The organism is Paenibacillus sp. FSL H3-0321 (assembly GCF_038002865.1).
Classification (GTDB): Bacteria; Bacillota; Bacilli; order Paenibacillales; family Paenibacillaceae; genus Paenibacillus_AQ.
On sequence record NZ_JBBODH010000001.1, the window covers coordinates 2,279,723 to 2,297,250 of the forward strand.

The 17,528-nt window shown below is 51.1% G+C and carries 17 protein-coding genes and 2 tRNA genes; 3 read left to right on the forward strand and 16 right to left on the reverse strand.

Annotated features, from left to right (window positions below; genetic code table 11):
* Positions 1-68: 68 nt before the first annotated feature.
* Positions 69-431 (reverse strand): YmaF family protein, encoded by a 363-nt coding sequence (locus MHI45_RS10085; protein ID WP_076109065.1) that lies wholly within the window; start codon positions 429-431, stop codon positions 69-71.
* Positions 432-677: 246 nt separating this feature from the next.
* On the reverse strand, positions 678-1,364 hold the full coding sequence (locus tag MHI45_RS10090; protein ID WP_076109064.1) for a hypothetical protein: 687 nt from the start codon (positions 1,362-1,364) through the stop codon (positions 678-680).
* A gap of 211 nt (positions 1,365-1,575) precedes the next feature.
* Here MHI45_RS10090 and MHI45_RS10095 point away from each other — a divergent pair, with 211 nt between their 5' ends.
* Positions 1,576-2,253: a site-specific integrase gene (locus MHI45_RS10095; protein ID WP_256718013.1), complete on the forward strand. Its 678-nt coding sequence runs from the start codon at positions 1,576-1,578 to the stop codon at positions 2,251-2,253.
* Between the two features lie 122 nt (positions 2,254-2,375).
* On the opposite strand, the gene MHI45_RS10100 is transcribed toward MHI45_RS10095, so the two are convergent.
* The 10 genes from MHI45_RS10100 to pyrR form a co-directional block, all read right to left on the reverse strand.
* A tRNA-Ile gene (locus MHI45_RS10100) sits at positions 2,376-2,449 on the reverse strand.
* Positions 2,450-2,496: 47 nt separating this feature from the next.
* A tRNA-Met gene (locus MHI45_RS10105) sits at positions 2,497-2,573 on the reverse strand.
* An 82-nt stretch (positions 2,574-2,655) separates the two neighbouring features.
* Complete coding sequence (locus MHI45_RS10110) at positions 2,656-2,820, reverse strand: hypothetical protein (protein WP_179091672.1); 165 nt, start codon at positions 2,818-2,820, stop codon at positions 2,656-2,658.
* Positions 2,821-2,986: 166 nt separating this feature from the next.
* The gene (gene pyrE / locus MHI45_RS10115) at positions 2,987-3,628 is read right to left on the reverse strand and encodes an orotate phosphoribosyltransferase (protein WP_076109063.1); all 642 of its coding nucleotides are present in this window, start codon (positions 3,626-3,628) and stop codon (positions 2,987-2,989) included.
* Entirely contained in the window at positions 3,625-4,398 is a 774-nt protein-coding gene (gene pyrF, locus MHI45_RS10120) for an orotidine-5'-phosphate decarboxylase (RefSeq protein ID WP_076109186.1), read from the reverse strand. Before pyrF ends, pyrE begins: the two co-directional genes overlap by 4 nt.
* 133 nt (positions 4,399-4,531) lie before the next feature.
* Positions 4,532-7,753 carry a carbamoyl-phosphate synthase large subunit gene (gene carB, locus MHI45_RS10125; protein WP_076109062.1) on the reverse strand — a complete coding sequence of 1,074 codons (3,222 nt, stop codon included), beginning with the start codon at positions 7,751-7,753 and terminating at the stop codon, positions 4,532-4,534.
* Position 7,754: 1 nt separating this feature from the next.
* Entirely contained in the window at positions 7,755-8,933 is a 1,179-nt protein-coding gene (carA, locus tag MHI45_RS10130) for a glutamine-hydrolyzing carbamoyl-phosphate synthase small subunit (protein WP_076109061.1), read from the reverse strand.
* Between the two features lie 130 nt (positions 8,934-9,063).
* Positions 9,064-10,347, reverse strand: coding sequence for a dihydroorotase (locus tag MHI45_RS10135; protein WP_076109185.1), 1,284 nt, complete (start codon positions 10,345-10,347; stop codon positions 9,064-9,066).
* A gap of 119 nt (positions 10,348-10,466) precedes the next feature.
* Positions 10,467-11,375, reverse strand: coding sequence for an aspartate carbamoyltransferase catalytic subunit (locus MHI45_RS10140; protein WP_076109060.1), 909 nt, complete (start codon positions 11,373-11,375; stop codon positions 10,467-10,469).
* A gap of 2 nt (positions 11,376-11,377) precedes the next feature.
* The gene (gene pyrR, locus MHI45_RS10145; protein ID WP_076109059.1) at positions 11,378-11,956 is read right to left on the reverse strand and encodes a bifunctional pyr operon transcriptional regulator/uracil phosphoribosyltransferase PyrR; all 579 of its coding nucleotides are present in this window, start codon (positions 11,954-11,956) and stop codon (positions 11,378-11,380) included.
* 590 nt (positions 11,957-12,546) lie between these two features.
* On the opposite strand from pyrR, the gene MHI45_RS10150 reads away from it, so the two are divergent.
* On the forward strand, positions 12,547-13,107 hold the full coding sequence (locus MHI45_RS10150) for a GNAT family N-acetyltransferase (RefSeq protein WP_083675449.1): 561 nt from the start codon (positions 12,547-12,549) through the stop codon (positions 13,105-13,107).
* A gap of 62 nt (positions 13,108-13,169) precedes the next feature.
* On the opposite strand, the gene MHI45_RS10155 is transcribed toward MHI45_RS10150, so the two are convergent.
* From MHI45_RS10155 to lspA, 3 genes are all read right to left on the reverse strand, one after another.
* Complete coding sequence (locus tag MHI45_RS10155; protein ID WP_076109058.1) at positions 13,170-14,423, reverse strand: LL-diaminopimelate aminotransferase; 1,254 nt, start codon at positions 14,421-14,423, stop codon at positions 13,170-13,172.
* Positions 14,424-14,520: 97 nt separating this feature from the next.
* On the reverse strand, positions 14,521-15,495 hold the full coding sequence (locus tag MHI45_RS10160; RefSeq protein ID WP_076109057.1) for an RluA family pseudouridine synthase: 975 nt from the start codon (positions 15,493-15,495) through the stop codon (positions 14,521-14,523).
* Entirely contained in the window at positions 15,488-15,991 is a 504-nt protein-coding gene (lspA, locus tag MHI45_RS10165; protein WP_076109056.1) for a signal peptidase II, read from the reverse strand. Before lspA ends, MHI45_RS10160 begins: the two co-directional genes overlap by 8 nt.
* Positions 15,992-16,236: 245 nt before the next feature.
* Here lspA and MHI45_RS10170 point away from each other — a divergent pair, with 245 nt between their 5' ends.
* Positions 16,237-16,968: a TraR/DksA C4-type zinc finger protein gene (locus MHI45_RS10170; protein WP_038595339.1), complete on the forward strand. Its 732-nt coding sequence runs from the start codon at positions 16,237-16,239 to the stop codon at positions 16,966-16,968.
* Positions 16,969-17,022: 54 nt separating this feature from the next.
* On the opposite strand, the gene MHI45_RS10175 is transcribed toward MHI45_RS10170, so the two are convergent.
* Positions 17,023-17,454, reverse strand: a complete 432-nt coding sequence (locus MHI45_RS10175; RefSeq protein WP_076109055.1) for a DUF5665 domain-containing protein — start codon at positions 17,452-17,454, stop codon at positions 17,023-17,025.
* Positions 17,455-17,528 lie beyond the last annotated feature (74 nt).

Genomic DNA, 17,528 nt, shown 5'->3' on the forward strand with positions numbered 1-17,528 from the left:
CAAAAAAGGACAAGCTCTTAGAGCCTATCCTTATCCATTTAGACTACATAATTCCATATTAATCCTATTTATACGAGAGGCGCTTGAATCAATGTTGCGAAATTGAACTTGTGTACGTGACCATCATTTAAAGTAGTTTGACCCGTAACAAAATGGACATGTTTGCCGTTTCCTACTGGAATAGCTGGTCCTGTTCTAATCTTCTTCAAATTATGAAAATGGTTAAAGAAATCGGTTCTTTCCAAATCAATCTCATGGACATGACTTGCTCCTGCCCGAATCGCCTGTCCTGTAACACCTGCGAACCGGTGGTTGTGCCGATCTGCACCTTCTTCAGCCAGTTTAGTGCTCCCTTCAAATTCATGTACGTGTCTCTGTGCCTGAGTGGAGCCTGCTCTTATCTTCTTTATTGTAGGCCGTTTCTTCTTCATCCGTTGTCTACCTCCCTAAAATTATGCAACTTCCCAACATCTTATTAAGGCAAACTCGGATAGGTGCACAGCCATTGTAACATGCATTATTACCTAGATCGTCTACACTAAGTTAGATTGATGGGTCAGTGTGGGTACCGATTAATGATGTGGAAAGTATTTCGCGGGTAGTGAGACTAGAAAACTCAAAAAACTCCCACCTATTAAGGAGGGAGTACGATTCTATTGGACTGATATTTTTCGGTATTATGCACTTTTGTCTTCATTGATCTTCCTTCTTATCGCTCTTAGGCTAATTACACCTTTATTTCTTAATTGATATAAGATTGACATCACATTATTATGTGGTAAATCAAGTAGCTTTGACAAATTTTTTATGCTAATATGAGGTTCATTTGATATTGCATTAAAAACTTCTAATTCGGCCATAGTAAGTTTACTTATATCAACCAGGGCAAAGCCTTCATTGAAAACATTAACGTTGCTTTTGGTCTCTTCAATCTTATTTGATATTACACCTAGTTTTTGATCTATCAGTTCTTCTACGAACTTTTTATTTTTAGTATCCATATCACCAATTTCATTTAGAATTTCAAATAAAATTTCTTTTTTTGTCTTGTCAATGAGCTCAGTAGCCTCACTGAATTCTTCTAGCATTTCTTCTTTTGCTAATTTCCCTTTTCTTATAATACTCATAAAATTGTCTTCATCTGCGTAATCTCCAGGAGCATACATCACCTTTGTGTTCCAATTAAGAGTAAAGAAAAATGCCAAAACCAACAAGACAGGGAATCCCATCACATACCAAATAAAAACCTTTTGTATTTCCAGGTCAATAAGCCCTAATGAAACAGTACCCGCCACTTCTGCTAGACTGGCAAATATAGCAACAATGGTTAATGGATTACTAATCTTTTTAACCTTTTCAAGCAACTATTTTCCACCTTTCATATTATAACATTAGAAAGAGATTATCATGATTGGAACATTATGTAAACAAAAAACATCAATCCTAAACCAGTGGGCCTAATCCCCAGCGACTGGGAATTCACTCCATTTCCGAGTTATTGGCGTCCGCATAAGCTTCCGCCAGCATATACCGAATCAGGGTTACTGGCTGAAGACATCATGGGCAAAAATATCTATGCGTAGCAAGGTAAATGCAAACGAACAGAAAGAAATGCAGTTCTGGACCATTGAAGAATTCACTCAATTTCTGCAATCGTCGAAGCATCATGTTCATTACATTGCCTTTTCATTAGCAGTATATACGGGAATGCGGCGTGGTGAAATTCTGGGGCTGCGGTGGAAAGATATTGACTTCGAGAAGAAAGAGTTAAAGGTTATTCAAACAGCGAACTGGACGCGGGATGGATTGGTGATCCAGCGGCCCAAGACTAATGATTCGATCCGGCGGGTCAAGCTCTTTCAGAATATTATAGATGATCTCCAGGAGCGCTATTCACAAATTGAAGCGTACAGAAAGGAATATGGGGAAGCCTACGAGGATAATGACCTGGTGTGCTGCTATCCCGGAGGAGGTTATATTAAGCCGAAGCGAATCACTGAAGGTATGGATGTTCTAGTTCGTAAAGCCGGGGTTAAAAAGATCCGATTTCACGATCAGCGGCATACCCATGCTTCGTTCCTGCTTGCAATTGGAATCAATCCGAAGGTGGCTGCCGAAAGATTGGGAATGACTCCTGCAATGTTCAATGAGAGGTACTCACATCTTCTCCCAATCATGCAGGAAGAGGCCGTTGACAGAATTGAAAATGAACTCAATAAATTCGCAGAAAAGCAGCTTGAACTTGTGGAATAAAAGTCTCCGTTAGCAAATCCGTTAGCAAGCTTAAAAAAATGGCCTTTCCCCACTCAAGCATATTCGCTCCGACGAGCCTACATATAGCAAAAACCCCTTGCTAGGCAAGGGGTTTAGTGAAGTGGGCCCTACAGGACTCGAACCTGTGACCAATCGGTTATGAGCCGACCGCTCTAACCAACTGAGCTAAGGGCCCGGATCTAAAGTATCCGTATGATATACAATGGCTGTAGGAAAATAAATTGGTTGCGGGGGCAGGATTTGAACCTGCGGCCTTCGGGTTATGAGCCCGACGAGCTACCGGGCTGCTCCACCCCGCGTCAGTAATCATATTCAAACAGCGACAATAGTTAATATACAATATACCAGGCACTAAAGTCAAGGATGATTTTGTTAATTTATTCAGAGCAGGAAACGTACACCGTAGCGGCCCTTGCGGGAGCGATAAATTTCCACAAATCGCGGATCATGATAGCCGTAAATCCAGCCGTCCTGCTCCAGCCTCTTGGCCAGGCAGCCTGCTTGAAATCTCGTCCTGAACAGCTTCGCGAAGTATATCCAGTTCATGATGCCTTCTTCTCCTTTGTTACGATAATGGATGTCTTCCTTCCCTGAAGTTATCATGCCCAGTTTTTAAAATATAAGCCGCCGAATACGGTATCCGCCAATAAAAAAACAGCAAGGCCCTCACCTTGCGGTGAGGGCCTGAGAAACATTGCCGGATATAATTCTGCTACACGCCGAACGAGGCCGGATCTTTGCGCCAGGACTGCAGCAGCGCTACATCGGTGTCAGCGATTGTGCCTTGACTCAGCGCTACATCAATCAATGTGCTGTAGTTGGACAAGCTTTGCAGCGGTACACCAGCTGCCGCAAATGCCTCAGTGGCCCGGTCCAGCTCATAGCTGAAGATGGCCAGCACGGCCAGCACCTCTCCTCCAGCTTCCTGTACGGCCTGCGCCGCCTTAATGGAGCTGCCGCCGGTAGAAATCAGGTCCTCGATCACAACGACCTTCTGTCCGGGAGAGATAATGCCTTCGATCTGGTTCTGCTTGCCGTGGCCTTTGGCTTTGTCACGGATATATGCCATCGGCAGATCCAGCTTGTCGGCCACCCAGGCCGCATGCGGAATACCCGCAGTTGCTGTGCCCGCAATCACTTCAGCGTCCGGGTAGCTGGCTCTGATCAGCTCTGCGAAGCCAGCGGCAATGTAGCCGCGAACTGCCGGAACGGACATGGTCAGGCGATTGTCGCAATAGATCGGCGACTTGATGCCGGAGGTCCAGGTAAAAGGCTCCTGCGGACGCAGCGCCACTGCGCCAATCTCCAGCAGATAGCTGGCGACTTGCTGGCTTGTATTCGATAATGTGCTCATGCTTGAGTCATCTCCTCAATAATAGATAGTGCGGCTGCGCGCGGATCCGCCGCAGCCGTAATAGGCCGGCCCACTACAAGGTAGTGGCTGCCTTGCCGGATGGCTTGTCCCGGTGTCATCACCCGGGACTGATCATCCAGGGAAGACCCTGCCGGACGAATGCCCGGGGTAACCGTGCGGAACTCCGGGCCGCATGCGGCAGTGATCGCCGCCGACTCCTGCGGTGAAGCTACCACGCCGTGCAGGCCGGCTCCAGCCGCCAGCTTGGCGTAACGCACCACGGTGTCCGCTACATTCCCGGCAATGCCAATCTCGCTGTTCATCACTGCCTGACTGGTGCTGGTGAGCTGTGTCACTGCGATAATCAGCGGCATTCTCAGCGACGGGTGCAGGCTGACCGCCTGAGCAGCCCCGTCCAGCGCTGCAGCCATCATGGCCGAGCCGCCGGAGGCGTGTACGTTGAACATATCCACACCGAGCATCGTAAGGCTCTCCGCCCCACCCCGCACCGTATTGGGGATATCATGCATTTTGACATCGACGAACACGGAATAACCGCGGGCCTTCAGTTCTCTAATGAAGTCTGGTCCGGCTGTATAGAACAGCTGCATCCCAACCTTCATGTAACAAGGAATGCCTTCCAGCTTCTCAATGAGCAACCTCGCTTGCGCTGCATCAGGATAATCCAGGGCAATCATCAGCCGTCCAGCCATTTCATCCCGTCTGGTAATTTCTCCGATATTCTCGTGTTCAAGCTGCTGTGGGTCCATCTGTTTCACGTACGGTTCAGCTCCTTTGGTCATTTATTAACGGTTACCGGGTCCCCGGGCATAGCGGAACGGTCTGCGATAACGCAAACCGTTCCAGTGGCATGCCCGAATGGGCTGCTCATACATCTATAGGTTATTGTCCGACAAAAGCTGGCATGGACTGCGACGAGAAGTTGATCGTCTGCAGCATGATCAGCAGCGCCGTTACCGTATCCAGTGAGGTCATACATACGACACCGTTCTCTACCGCTTCACGGCGGATGCGGAAGCCGTCACGCTCCGGCGTTTTGCCTTTAGTCAGCGTATTGAAGACGAAGTTGGCCTGACCACCGCGGATCAGATCAAGGATTGTCGGCTCTCCTTCATCCAGCTTGTTGACGTTCATCACGTTCAGGCCTGCCTGTTCAAGGGCTTGCGCCGTACCGCCGGTGGCAATGATTTTGTAGCCCATGGCGTGGAAGCCCTTCATCAGCTCAACTGCCTCAGCTTTGTCTTTGTCTGCTACCGTAACGATGATTGCTCCGGTTGCCGGAATTTTCATGCCTGCTCCGATCAGACCTTTATAGAGCGCTTTGGCATACAGCTTGTCGCGGCCCATGACTTCGCCGGTCGATTTCATTTCCGGTCCTAAGGTAGGCTCTACTCTGCGCAGCTTGGCAAAAGAGAACACCGGCACTTTTACCGACACATAGTCGCTTTCCGGCCAGAGGCCTTCGGTGTAGCCATCGTCTTTCAGCTTGCCGCCGAGAATGATCTTGGTAGCCAGATGAGCCATAGGAATGCCAGTTACCTTGCTCAGGAAAGGAACCGTACGCGAAGAGCGCGGATTCACTTCGATCACATATACTTCATTCTGGTAAATAACGAACTGGATGTTGACAAGGCCAATCGTTTTCAGTTCCTTGGCAATCTTGATGGTGATTTCGCTTATTTTCTGCTTCAGGCCTTCATCCAGATATTGCGGCGGGTAGACAGCGATGGAGTCACCGGAGTGGACACCCGCACGTTCTACATGCTCCATAATACCAGGGATGACTACGGTCTCCCCGTCGCAAATCGCGTCAACTTCGACCTCTTTGCCCAGCATGTAGCGGTCGATCAGCACCGGATGCTCCGGATTCACCTTCACCGCTTCAACCATGTAGCTCAGCAATTCCGCATCGTTGTAGACAATCTCCATTGCACGGCCGCCCAGTACATAGGAAGGACGTACAAGTACCGGATATCCCAGCGATTGCGCTGTTTCTACGGCTTGACTCACATCGGTTACCGTCTTGCCTTTAGGTTGTGCAATATTCAGTCGGGCCAAAAGCGCTTCGAATTTCTTGCGGTTTTCAGCTTCGTCGATGCTTTCCAGACTGGTGCCGAGAATATTTACACCGGCTGCAGCCAGCGGCGCAGCAAGGTTAATGGCAGTTTGTCCTCCGAACTGGACGATAACGCCAATCGGATTCTCCTGGGTGATGACATTCATGACATCCTCGAAGAACAACGGTTCAAAATAGAGCCGGTCCGAGGTGTTGAAGTCGGTCGATACCGTTTCAGGGTTGTTGTTGATGATTACAGCTTCATAGCCGGCTTTCTGGATCGCCCAGACCGCATGTACGGTACTATAATCGAATTCAATCCCCTGACCGATCCGGATAGGTCCGGACCCGAGCACGATAACCTTCTGCTTGTCGGAATGGATAACCTCATTCTCCGTCTCATAAGTGGAGTAGTAGTAAGGTGTGGAGGCTTCGAATTCAGCCGCACATGTATCTACCATTTTGAAGACCGGAGTTAGTCCCTGCGCAAGGCGCATGGCACGAACATCCACTTCCTTCGTCTGAGCTCCGCCCGGACGTCCTTCCGCCCGGATCTCGGCAATTGCCCGGTCAGTGAACCCTTTGCGTTTCGCTTGATACAAGGTTTCGGCACTCAGCGTCTCTTCGCTGCGCAGCACATCCTCGAAGTTCACCAGGCCTTCAATCTTGGACAGGAACCACCAATCAATGCTGGTGATATCCTGAATCTCCTGCAGGCCATAGCCGCGGCGGAACGCTTCCGCGATCAGGAACAGCCGCTCGTCATCCGCTTTGGCGAGACGACCCCGCAGCACGCTGTCTTCCAGCTGCTCTGCGCCCGGCAGGCGGAAACGGTGGACACCGATTTCCAGGGAACGGACTGCTTTATGAATCGACTCTTCAAAGGTACGGCCAATCGCCATGACTTCACCGGTTGCTTTCATCTGCGTGCCCAGTTTACGGTTCGCCGATGTGAACTTGTCAAACGGCCAACGCGGAATTTTGCTGACGATATAGTCCAGTGTCGGCTCGAAGCAGGCGTATGTCTGTCCTGTAACCGGGTTAACGATTTCATCCAGAGTGTAGCCGAGAGCGATTTTGGCTGCCATTTTGGCAATCGGGTAACCGGTCGCCTTCGACGCCAGCGCCGAGGAGCGGCTGACCCGGGGATTTACTTCAATTACATAATATTGATAGCTTTGCGGATCAAGTGCGAACTGCACGTTGCAGCCGCCTTCGATATTCAGCGCGCGGATGATCTTGAGTGACGCGCTGCGCAGCATTTGGTATTCGCGGTCGGACAACGTCTGGCTTGGTGCCACAACGATACTGTCGCCTGTATGTACGCCGACAGGATCAAAGTTCTCCATATTGCAGACAACGATACAGTTGTCGTTCGCGTCCCGCATAACCTCATATTCAACTTCCTTCATGCCGGCGATGCTCTTCTCCACCAGACATTGACCGATCGGGCTGTAACGGATACCCGCTTTGACGGTTTCACGCAGCTCTTCCTCGTTGTCGCAAATGCCGCCGCCGGTTCCACCGAGCGTATAGGCTGGACGAACGATTAGCGGGTAGCCGATTCCTGCGGCAAAACCCATCGCTTCTTCCACAGTCGTGATAATTGTGCTCTCCGGTACCGGCTGATCCAGCTCGCGCATCAGCTCACGGAACAAATCACGGTCTTCTGCCTTCTCGATGGATTCCAGCTGTGTGCCCAGCAGCTTCACGTTCTCCGACTGCAGCACACCTGCGCGGGCCAGTTCAACGGCCATGTTCAGGCCGGTCTGTCCGCCCAGTGTCGGCAGCAGGCCATCCGGGCGTTCCTGGCGGATAATCGCCGTAACAAACTCAAGTGTAATCGGCTCGATGTATACCTTGTCGGCCATATTGGTATCGGTCATGATCGTGGCCGGGTTGCTGTTGATCAGCACAACCTCCACGCCTTCTTCTTTGAGCGCCTGGCAGGCCTGTGTTCCTGCGTAGTCAAACTCGGCAGCCTGGCCGATGACAATCGGGCCGGAGCCGATGACGAGAATCTTTTTAAGTTTATCGTTTTTTGGCATGTTATAGAGCTCCTTTCACGGCTTCAAGCTGTGCTTTGGGTTGTGGTGCCGTGATTCTGGCATTTGCGGCAAGCTGGGCCTGGCGTGAGCCTGCTGGCGTCTTCGCTTTGTGATCAGCAATCATTTGCAGGAAACGGTCGAACAAATAGCTGCTGTCATGCGGTCCCGGCGCCGCTTCCGGATGGTATTGCACCGAAAATGCGGGGTAGCGGGTATGTTTGAGTCCTTCGACTGTCTTGTCATTGTTGTTGATATGCGTAACCTCAAGCTCGGTATTGACAACTGAATCCTCGTTTACTGTGTAGCCATGGTTCTGCGAGGTAATGAAGCAGCGTCCGCTCTCCAGTTCCTTAACCGGGTGGTTCCCGCCGCGGTGGCCGAATTTCAGCTTCTCTGTGTCGGCGCCGCAAGCCAGGGCGAACAATTGGTGACCCAGGCAGATGCCGAAGATCGGGTATTCGCCGAGCAGCTCGGAGATCGTGTTGACGGCATACGGCACGTCTTTAGGGTCCCCAGGGCCGTTGGAGAGCTGAATGCCATCCGGGTTCAGGCGGCGGATCTCATCTGCAGTCACATCATGCGGCACGACTACAACATCACAGCCGCGGCTGTTCAGTTCGCGCAGGATACCGGTCTTCGCGCCGTAATCGACCAGCACGATCCGTTCTTTGTTCCCAGGGCTGCTGTACGTTTTGGTTGTAGATGTCCGGGCTACCTGATTGCGCAGCTCCTCAATGGTCGTGTCGCCCATCATTTCCATGAGTTCTTCCACACGTTTGTTGGAAGTGGTTAGAATGGCCTTCATCGTGCCGTGGTGGCGGATAATGCGGGTCAGCATCCGCGTGTCGATCTCGCTGATTCCGGGAATGCCATATTCCTTCAGCAGGTCATCCACGCTGTATTCGGCGCGCCAGTTGCTTGGCACTTCCTCATGGCGGCGTACAACAAAACCGTGTACAAAAGGACGCACAGATTCGAAATCATCACGGGTAATGCCGTAATTTCCGATCAGCGGATAAGTCATTGTGACGATTTGACCGCAGTACGAAGGGTCCGACAGCACCTCCTGATATCCCGTAATTCCTGTGTTAAATACAACCTCGCCCGTCTTTTCGCCTTCAGCACCAAATGCGGTGCCTGTAAACAGCGTTCCGTCCTGTAGCAGCAATCTCGCCTGCATTCCCATCCACTCCTTCTTGTTTCTGTAGTCTGATTCTATGCCTTGCATCATTAGCGGAGTGTAACGCGCCAAAATGCCGCCGCATGTTCACCTTGCCCCATACAGCCGGCATCTTCGCTCCACCAGTTCATTAATTAGCTTTTGTCCATACCGCTGTGCCGTCTACCCATGTCATAACCGGCCAGCCTTTAAGCTTCCATCCGGCAAAGGGAGTATTGCGTCCTTTGCTGGCAAATGAAGCCGGATCTACTTCCTGCTCCTCCTTGAGGTCGATCAGCGTCAAATCGGCAGGCGCCCCAACCGTGAGATGGCCTGTATTCAGCCGGAACACCCGGGCCGGATCAGCGGTCATCCGCTGCACCAGCAGGGACAGATCCCATTTGCCGGTTGCCACAAAAGCGGTGTAGAGCAGCGGGAATGCTGTCTCAAATCCGACAATGCCAAACGGTGCAAGCTGCATGCCTTTCGCTTTTTCTTCCTCGCTGTGCGGTGCATGATCGGTCACGATGATATCCAGCGTCCCGTCCAGCAGACCCTCAATGCAGGCTTCCACGTCGCGGCGCGAACGCAGCGGCGGGTTCATTTTCCAATTGGCATCCATCCCCGGAATGTCTTCCTCCGACAGCAGCAGATGATGCGGGCATACCTCCGCGGTCACAAGGATGCCGATTTGTTTGGCCTGGCGGATCAGCCGCACCGATTGTTCCGTGCTGACGTGGCAGACATGATAGTGAACACCGGTTGCTTCAGCCAGCAGAATATCGCGTCCGACATGGATCGCTTCCGACTCGTTCGGAATGCCTTTGAGACCATGCGCAGTTGCAAACTTGCCTTCGTTAACCGCACAGCCTTCCACCAGCGAGTCGTCCTCACAATGCGCGATTACAGGCATATCCAGTCCGGCAGCCAATTTCATGGCATCCTTCATCATCTGGGCAGTCTGTACGCCTACTCCGTCGTCCGTGAAACCAATGGCTCCAGCTTCCTTAAGTGCGGCAAAATCGGTCAGCTCGCGTCCCAGCTCATTTTTCGTGATCGCCGCATAAGGGAGCACCTTCACCAGTCCGGCTTCGCGCGCTTTATCCTTCACAAACTGTACGATTTCCGGGCTGTCCGTTACCGGGCGTGTATTCGGCATGCAGGCGATGGTAGTAAATCCGCCCTTGGCAGCCGAACGGGCTCCGGTTTCTACCGTTTCTTTATGCTCAAAGCCAGGCTCGCGGAGATGCACATGCATATCAATCAGTCCCGGGATCAGCAGTTTGCCTTCGGCTTCTATGATTTCAGTGGATTCATCGAGCGCATCCAGATTACTCTCAATTGCGGAAATTACGCCGTCCTTAACTACGATATGTCTAGTCTCTAACTCGCCTTCCTGGTTGAGCACGCTGGCGTTTCTAATGATCACGGTTATGATTCTCCTTTTACCTGCAGGCCGCAGCCGCAAGCTCTCTGATTATTATATAATAAAAATTCATCTTTGTGTATATTTATTAGTGTATTTATGTCAGCTTTTTTAAACTTGAAGAGATGCTATTGAAGGGCTCTCTCCATCACGGCCATCCGCACAGGCACGCCGTTCGACATCTGCGGGAAAATCCGCGATTGGCTGCTTTCGACCACTGCGTCATCAATCTCTACGTTGCGGTTCACCGGAGCCGGATGCATAATGATCGTGTTCTTATCGAGCCGGGCCGCCCGTTCTTCCGTCAATCCATACTGTTTCCGGTATTCCTCGGCAGACAGTAGTATGCCGGATGCATGGCGCTCAAGCTGAACCCGCAGCATCATGACTACATCAGCCTTAAGCGCTTCTTCCATACTCACATAAGGGGCGTAGGCAGCTAGCTCCGGCGCCTGCATATTCTCCGGCGCGCAGAACTGCACCTTGGCCCCCATCTTTGTCAGTCCCCAGAGGTTCGAGCGTGCAACCCGGCTATGCATAATATCCCCTATAATCGAAACTTTGAGGCCCTTCAGCCCGCCAAAATTTTTGCTCATTGTATACAGGTCCAGCAGCGCTTGCGTCGGATGCTCGTTATTGCCGTCTCCGGCATTAATCAGCGGAATGGACACCTTCTCGGCCAGCTGCTGCAGCACGCCCGCAGGCTTCAAACGCACAACTCCGGCATCGATCCCCATTGATTCCAGTGTGCGTACTGTATCGTAGATCGACTCGCCTTTTTCTACACTGGAAGCCGCAGCCGTGAAATTCAGCACCTGAACACCAAGGCGTTTCTCGGCCATTTCGAAGGAAAAGCGGGTACGCGTGCTGTTCTCAAAAAACATGTTGGCAACAAAATGTGATCTCAGTACCGGGGTCAGCTTCTCGGCCTGATTGTCCCAGTACGCTGTTCTCTCCAATAGCTCATGGATTTCCGAGCTGTCCAGCTCTTTAATCCCCAGCAGACTGCGTTCCTTCACCTTGGTTGCCGTCATCATTGTTATCGTTCCTCCCGGTTTGAAATAATGTAAACTTCATCCTTGCCGTCGAATTCGGTCAGCGCCACTTCGATCTGCTCATGCCTGGAGGTAGGTACGTTCTTGCCGATGTAGTCCGGACGGATCGGAAGCTCCCGGTGTCCACGGTCAGCCAGTACAGCGAGTTGGATCATCCTTGGCCGTCCGCAATCCATCAGAGCATCCATCGCCGCGCGGATCGTGCGTCCGGTGTACAGCACATCGTCGAACAAAATTACTTTTTTGTCGTGGATGCCGCTGCTGCCTTCTGGCAGGGTCAGGTAGCTCTTCACTACCGCCCGGTCCATCTCTTCCCGGTTATCTCCGCCTTCGCGGTCATCGCGGTAATGTGTAATGTCCAGCTCGCCGTAAGGAATATCAACACCTTCAATTTCCTTGATACGTTCTGCGATTCGCTGGGCCAGGTAAATTCCGCGTGTCCGGATGCCCACCAGCAGACAATTCTCGATACCTTTGTTTTTCTCCAAAATCTCATGGGCAATGCGCGACAGTGCGCGGCGAATTGCTGTTTCGTCCATAATTACGTTTTTCTCAGTAACCATAATCCGTCATCCTCCTGCTTGTACGCCCGTTCAAGCTCCCGGAAATCAAAAAACTCCTTGCCCAAAGCAGGCAAGGAGTGAAATCCGCAGATTCAAAAAGATGGCGTGTCCGCGCGCATAAAAAGACCCTCCGTACTCATACGGATTCCTTTCTTAAGTCGCGAACCTCGATTCACGTTACCTTGCCAGCCTCACGGGACTGAATTAAAGGCGCATATTCATTTAACAGAATTATGACAGAAGTCATGGCTTGTGTCAAATGGGAGAGAGTGGAACTGAAAATATTAGATTGTATAGGTGAGAGGACGCAGACTGCGGGAATGTTTGGACTTTCGGCCGCTGTTAGATTTGGATTTCTTGATTGGTACCGCTACTAGCGGTAGAAATCCAAACCTAAAGGCGGACGCATTCGCTCCTACAGTTCCAAAATCCCCTCCGCTGCTTCCACCTAAACGTGAAATTTTTCAGTTTAAGTAAAGAAGCAGAAAGAATATCAGCTTATTTCATGAAACTGATGATGATCAAGACCCTCTGCTTGTTTTACCTCCCTGCTTCCGCTCTGATATGATAAAGACCGGAGGCGACTGATAATGGAACTGGAATTTATCACAGCTGCGCATTGGAATGATAGCTTATGGGAGTTAATTGAACCCATGTATCAGGAGGCTTTTCCCAGCGGGGCCAAACCGGCAGGAATTCTGCACAATATGCTGGACAGAGGAATAGCGTATTTGCATGCAGGCCTATCTGATGGACAGGTTGTAGCAATGGCTGTAACCGGGATCGTTGGAGGGACGGCCGACAAGCGGCTTATCATTGATTATCTGGCAGTTGCCAAGAAGTCACGCGGAGAAGGCCTTGGTTCATTGTTCCTGGAAAAAATCATTCACTGGGCTGAACAAGTGCATAACGCCGGTGGAATTATCATTGAAGTGGAAGCCGGAAACACAGCTGCGCATCTTGAGCGTATTCATTTCTGGGAACGGAAAGGTTTCAAGCTGACACCGTATATCCATCAATATATTTGGGTGCCGGAGCCGTACCAGGCAATGCTGCGCCCGCTGAAGCAAGGGGTTGCTGTCGAAGATAATGGAGAGTCCTTATTCCGTTATATTAACAATTTTCATAGAAATTCTTACCGCCTACCTTGAGCGTGCTGCAACAAGAAGCCGCCGCAGATTTCTCTGCGGCGGCTTCTTAGTTGTCCGTTATTTTAGAATTCGAATTCAACGTCGCTGAGGCGTCTTTGAATTTCGGAGATTACACGTTTCTCATCCTCTTCACCTTTGGCGATAAAGGTCACGGAGAAACGAACAAATGGGCCTGCATCATCCCAAGGCACAGTAGAGATCAGCTTCTCACGGATCAGGAACTGCGAGAAGTCTTCGCCGGATTCGAAGCGGCGTCCGCCTTTGACACCTTTTGGTGCTGCTACGTACAGGAAGAAGGAACCTTTTGGTTTCTCTGCCTTGAAGCCCAGGCTGTTCAGCGCATCGACCAGCATGTTGTGGCGGCGGGAATACTTGGCGGCAATCGCTTCGGTAATCTCAGGGTGTTCCAGACCGTAGGCAGCAGCCTTCTGAATCGCGATGAACTGGCCGGAGTCATTGTTGTCCTTCACATCGCTGAATGCCTTCACGACCAGCGGGTTGCCGGCAACGAACCCGATTCTCCAGCCTGTCATGTTGTAGGACTTGGAGAGCGAATGCAGTTCTACGCCGACATCCTTCGCGCCGGGTACGGACAGGAAGCTCAACGGCTTCACACCGTCATAAGTCAGCGCTGCATACGGAGCGTCATGGATGACTACGACGTTATATTTTTTGGCCCAGTCTACAACGGCGCTGAAAAATTCAGGAGTTGCGCTGGCACCCGTAGGGTTATTCGGATAGTTCAGGTAGAGCAGCTTCGCTTTGCGTGCAATATCTTCCGGAATGGAATTCAGATCAGGCAGAAAGTTGTTCTCTCTCTTGAGTTCCACCGTATAGACTTGTCCACCCAAATATTTGGTGTGGGTACCCAGTACCGGATAACCCGGAACCGTCATAATGGTGATGTCACCCGGATTGATAAAGCAGGATGGCAGCATGGCCAATGCCGGCTTCGAGCCGATGGAATGCACAACCTCGTTTACAGGGTCGATCCCCTCTACACGAAATACATCCTTTAGGTAAGCTGCAGCGGCAGCTTTGAATTCAGGAATTCCGTTGTCGGAATAACCGCGGTTTTCTTCTTTGGCCGCTTCAATGGCAAGTCTTGCAACAATGCCTTCATCCGCCATCTCGTCAGGTTCGCCGACGCCCATGTCGATCAATTCAATATTAGGAAAATCCTGTTTCGCCGATGCTTTGGCGCGTTTGATTTTCTCGAATTTGTAAATGGCTGTATCTTTGCCGTAGTTCGCACCGCCGATGCGGTCCGCAAAATTAGTCTGAATGAAAGTCTCTTGATACTGTTCGATACTCATAATTTTGTTCTCATCTCCTGGCTATTATTAAATATATCATTAAATATGAAGCAAAATCGTCTCCAAAACCATGGATTTATGATCACTTCATTTGTACTTATCTGCTGCGCAGCGTAAACAATACTTCTTCCATATCTGCCGGAATCGGTCTGCTGAACTCCATATACTCACCCGTGGAAGGATGCTTAAAGCCCAGTACGGCGGCATGCAGAGCCTGTCCATTCATCATAATCCCCTTGCTGCGCCCGTATACCGGATCGCCGACCAGCGGATGCCCGATAAACTTCATGTGCACGCGGATCTGATGCGTCCGTCCGGTCTCCAGCTGCAGTTCCAGTAGTGTGCAGTCGCCAAAGCGTTCCAGCACGGTAAAATGGGTCACGGAACGTTTGCTGTTTTTCTCGGTTACCGTGTACAGCTTGCGGTCATGCGGGTCACGGCCAATCGGAGCGTCTACGGTTCCTTGGCTATGGGCCAGATTACCATGCACCACTGCGATGTAGCGGCGTGTTACACTGTGCTCTTTGAGCTGGGCAGCGAGTGAAGCATGGCTGGCATCATTTTTGGCTGCCATAATCAGACCGGAAGTATCTTTATCAATGCGGTGCACAATCCCGGGACGAATCTCGCCATTGATGCCGGACAGATCCTTGCAATGAAACATCAGCGCATTGACCAGCGTGCCGGACGGATGCCCTGCTGCCGGATGCACAACCATGCCGCGAGGCTTATTGATTACAATAACATCGCTGTCCTCGTAGACCACTTCAAGCGGAATATCCTCCGCAATCAGATCGGTAACTTCAGCCTCTGGAACCGTAACAGCGATAACATCGCCTTCGTTCAGCTTATAGTTGGCCTTAACCGGAGAACCGTTAACCTTAACATGTCCGCTACTGATCCACAGTTGTACCTGAGAGCGTGAAATTTCTTCTTCCCAGGCCTCCGTAATATATTTATCAACCCGCTCCCGGGCATTCTCTCCGGAAACAATCCACTCCGTGACGTCCCTTTCTTCTTCGTAGGCAATTGCACCTGCCTGCTCATTGACGTCCTTGTTCAAATCATTCATTCCCTTCTTTTACTTCCTTTGATTCCTTAACTTCGATGATTTCGTCTCCGCTCTTCATATCCAGCAGTGTATCGAGAATAATCAGTCCAACCCCAATCACGATGCAGGAGTCGGCGACATTAAAAATAGGGAAGGTGTAGCTCCCGAAGTTGAACATCAGGAAGTCAACAACCTCACCGTTCAGCATCCGGTCCAAAAAGTTGCCTATTGCTCCGCCCAGCACCAATGCCAGAGCGGTAGGAAGCAGCTTCCGCGAGGCTTTGGCCTTGTTCATATACCAGACAATTCCGACGACAACAACAACCGTAACTATAAAGAAAAACCATTGCTGTCCTTCAAGAATTCCGAATGCGGCTCCACTATTGCGGTGGGAGGTAATAATGAAGAAGTCGTTTATGACCGGAATCTGCTCGCCGAGCTCCAGCCGGGTAGCAATCACATATTTGGTACCCTGGTCAATCAAAAACACAATTAGCGCAATCAGATAGTACACCACAGAAGTTGTCACTCCGTTCTTATTTTTCCCGCGTTATAGCGGTACGAATACTGAATAAAGACTTGTATATTGTAGCACAGGCCTCAAGAAGCCGTCTATTGCGGACCGTATAACCCTTTTAAGGCCGGGGGACTATTTACCATCGCTAAAAAGACGCTTCTCCGGTCAAGCTATCAAAGAACGAACCGGCAGGAATGCCGGGAAGCGTACGTTATGACAAAAGCATCTGAAAGGAGCACTCGCCTATGAGCCATCTGACATCACAGCAGCTCTCGCAGCTGCGGGCAGCGCTGCAGCAGCAGCAGGAGGAAATCCGCCACAGGCTGCAAAATAACGAGCATTACGGTCTGCAGGAAGCCATGCGCGATACAACCGGGGAATTGTCCGAAATCGACAACCATCCCGGCGATGCCGCCACTGAGCTGTATAACCGCTCGATAGATATTTCCCTGCTGGAGCGCGACGAGCATGAATTGGACGATATCGAAGCCGCCCTGCAGGCCATGGATGAGGGCACCTACGGAATTTGTATCGCCAGCGGCAACCCGATTCCATATGAGCGGCTCTCAGCCATTCCATCCACCAGATACAGCAAGGAGCATGCCCCGCGCCAGAACGCACCGTTTACCCGGCCGGTCGAAGAAGAGCTGCTGTCCCCGCCTTTTGGACGCACCAGCCTTGACGAACGCGATGAGCAAAACGGTTTTGACGGCGAAGATGCCTGGCAGATCGTCGAAAGCTGGGGCAGCTCCAACTCCCCGGCCATGGCCGAAGGCAATGATATCAGCTCTTACAACGATATGGAGATTGAGGCCGACGAAACCGAAGGCTTCGTAGAGCCGTGGGAGAACTTTGTGGCAACCGATATCGCCGGAAACCATTTGACCATCATCAAAGGAACCAGTTACCGCCATTATATGGACACCGAGGAAGGCAGCTACCTGCTGGATCCGTCCGCTAAAAAGGAAAGGGAGTAGCCATGTGCTGCTCCTTTTTTAGGTACACACGCCAGATCAATGATTCACTAACCCCTAAAAAGTCTTAAGCTCCAGCTGGTGCTGTACGATCCGCACAATATCTGCAATATAATCTCCGATAATCGGCAGGTTCAGCGCCCCCAGCATCTGCAGTACATAAATGATCGTCGCTGCAAAAAAAGTGAATCCGAGGGCAATCCCCACCCCGCGCGCTATCCCTGATATTATGTTCAGCCAGATCAGCCGCCAGGGCGAATGCAGCAGCTGTGTATATTCAGCAATCCGCGATTTTTCCATCTCCCGGGCCAGCCCCAATGTCAGCCGGTATACCGCGCTCAATTTTTCATCCGGGGAAAGGGCCTCTGCTCCCGCTTCAGTCTCCCGTTTGAAATCCGGCGCCTGATCCGGTCCGCTGCCCTCGCCAGTTGCGGCGGAGATTTCTCCCTGCTGCCCGGAGCTTTTGCTTCCTTCTTTCCGACCCTCCAAAACACTCTTGCTCCTTCCCTAACGTCCACAAAATAAACGAGCCCGGTTCGGGGAGAGGCAATCTCTCCCCGAAC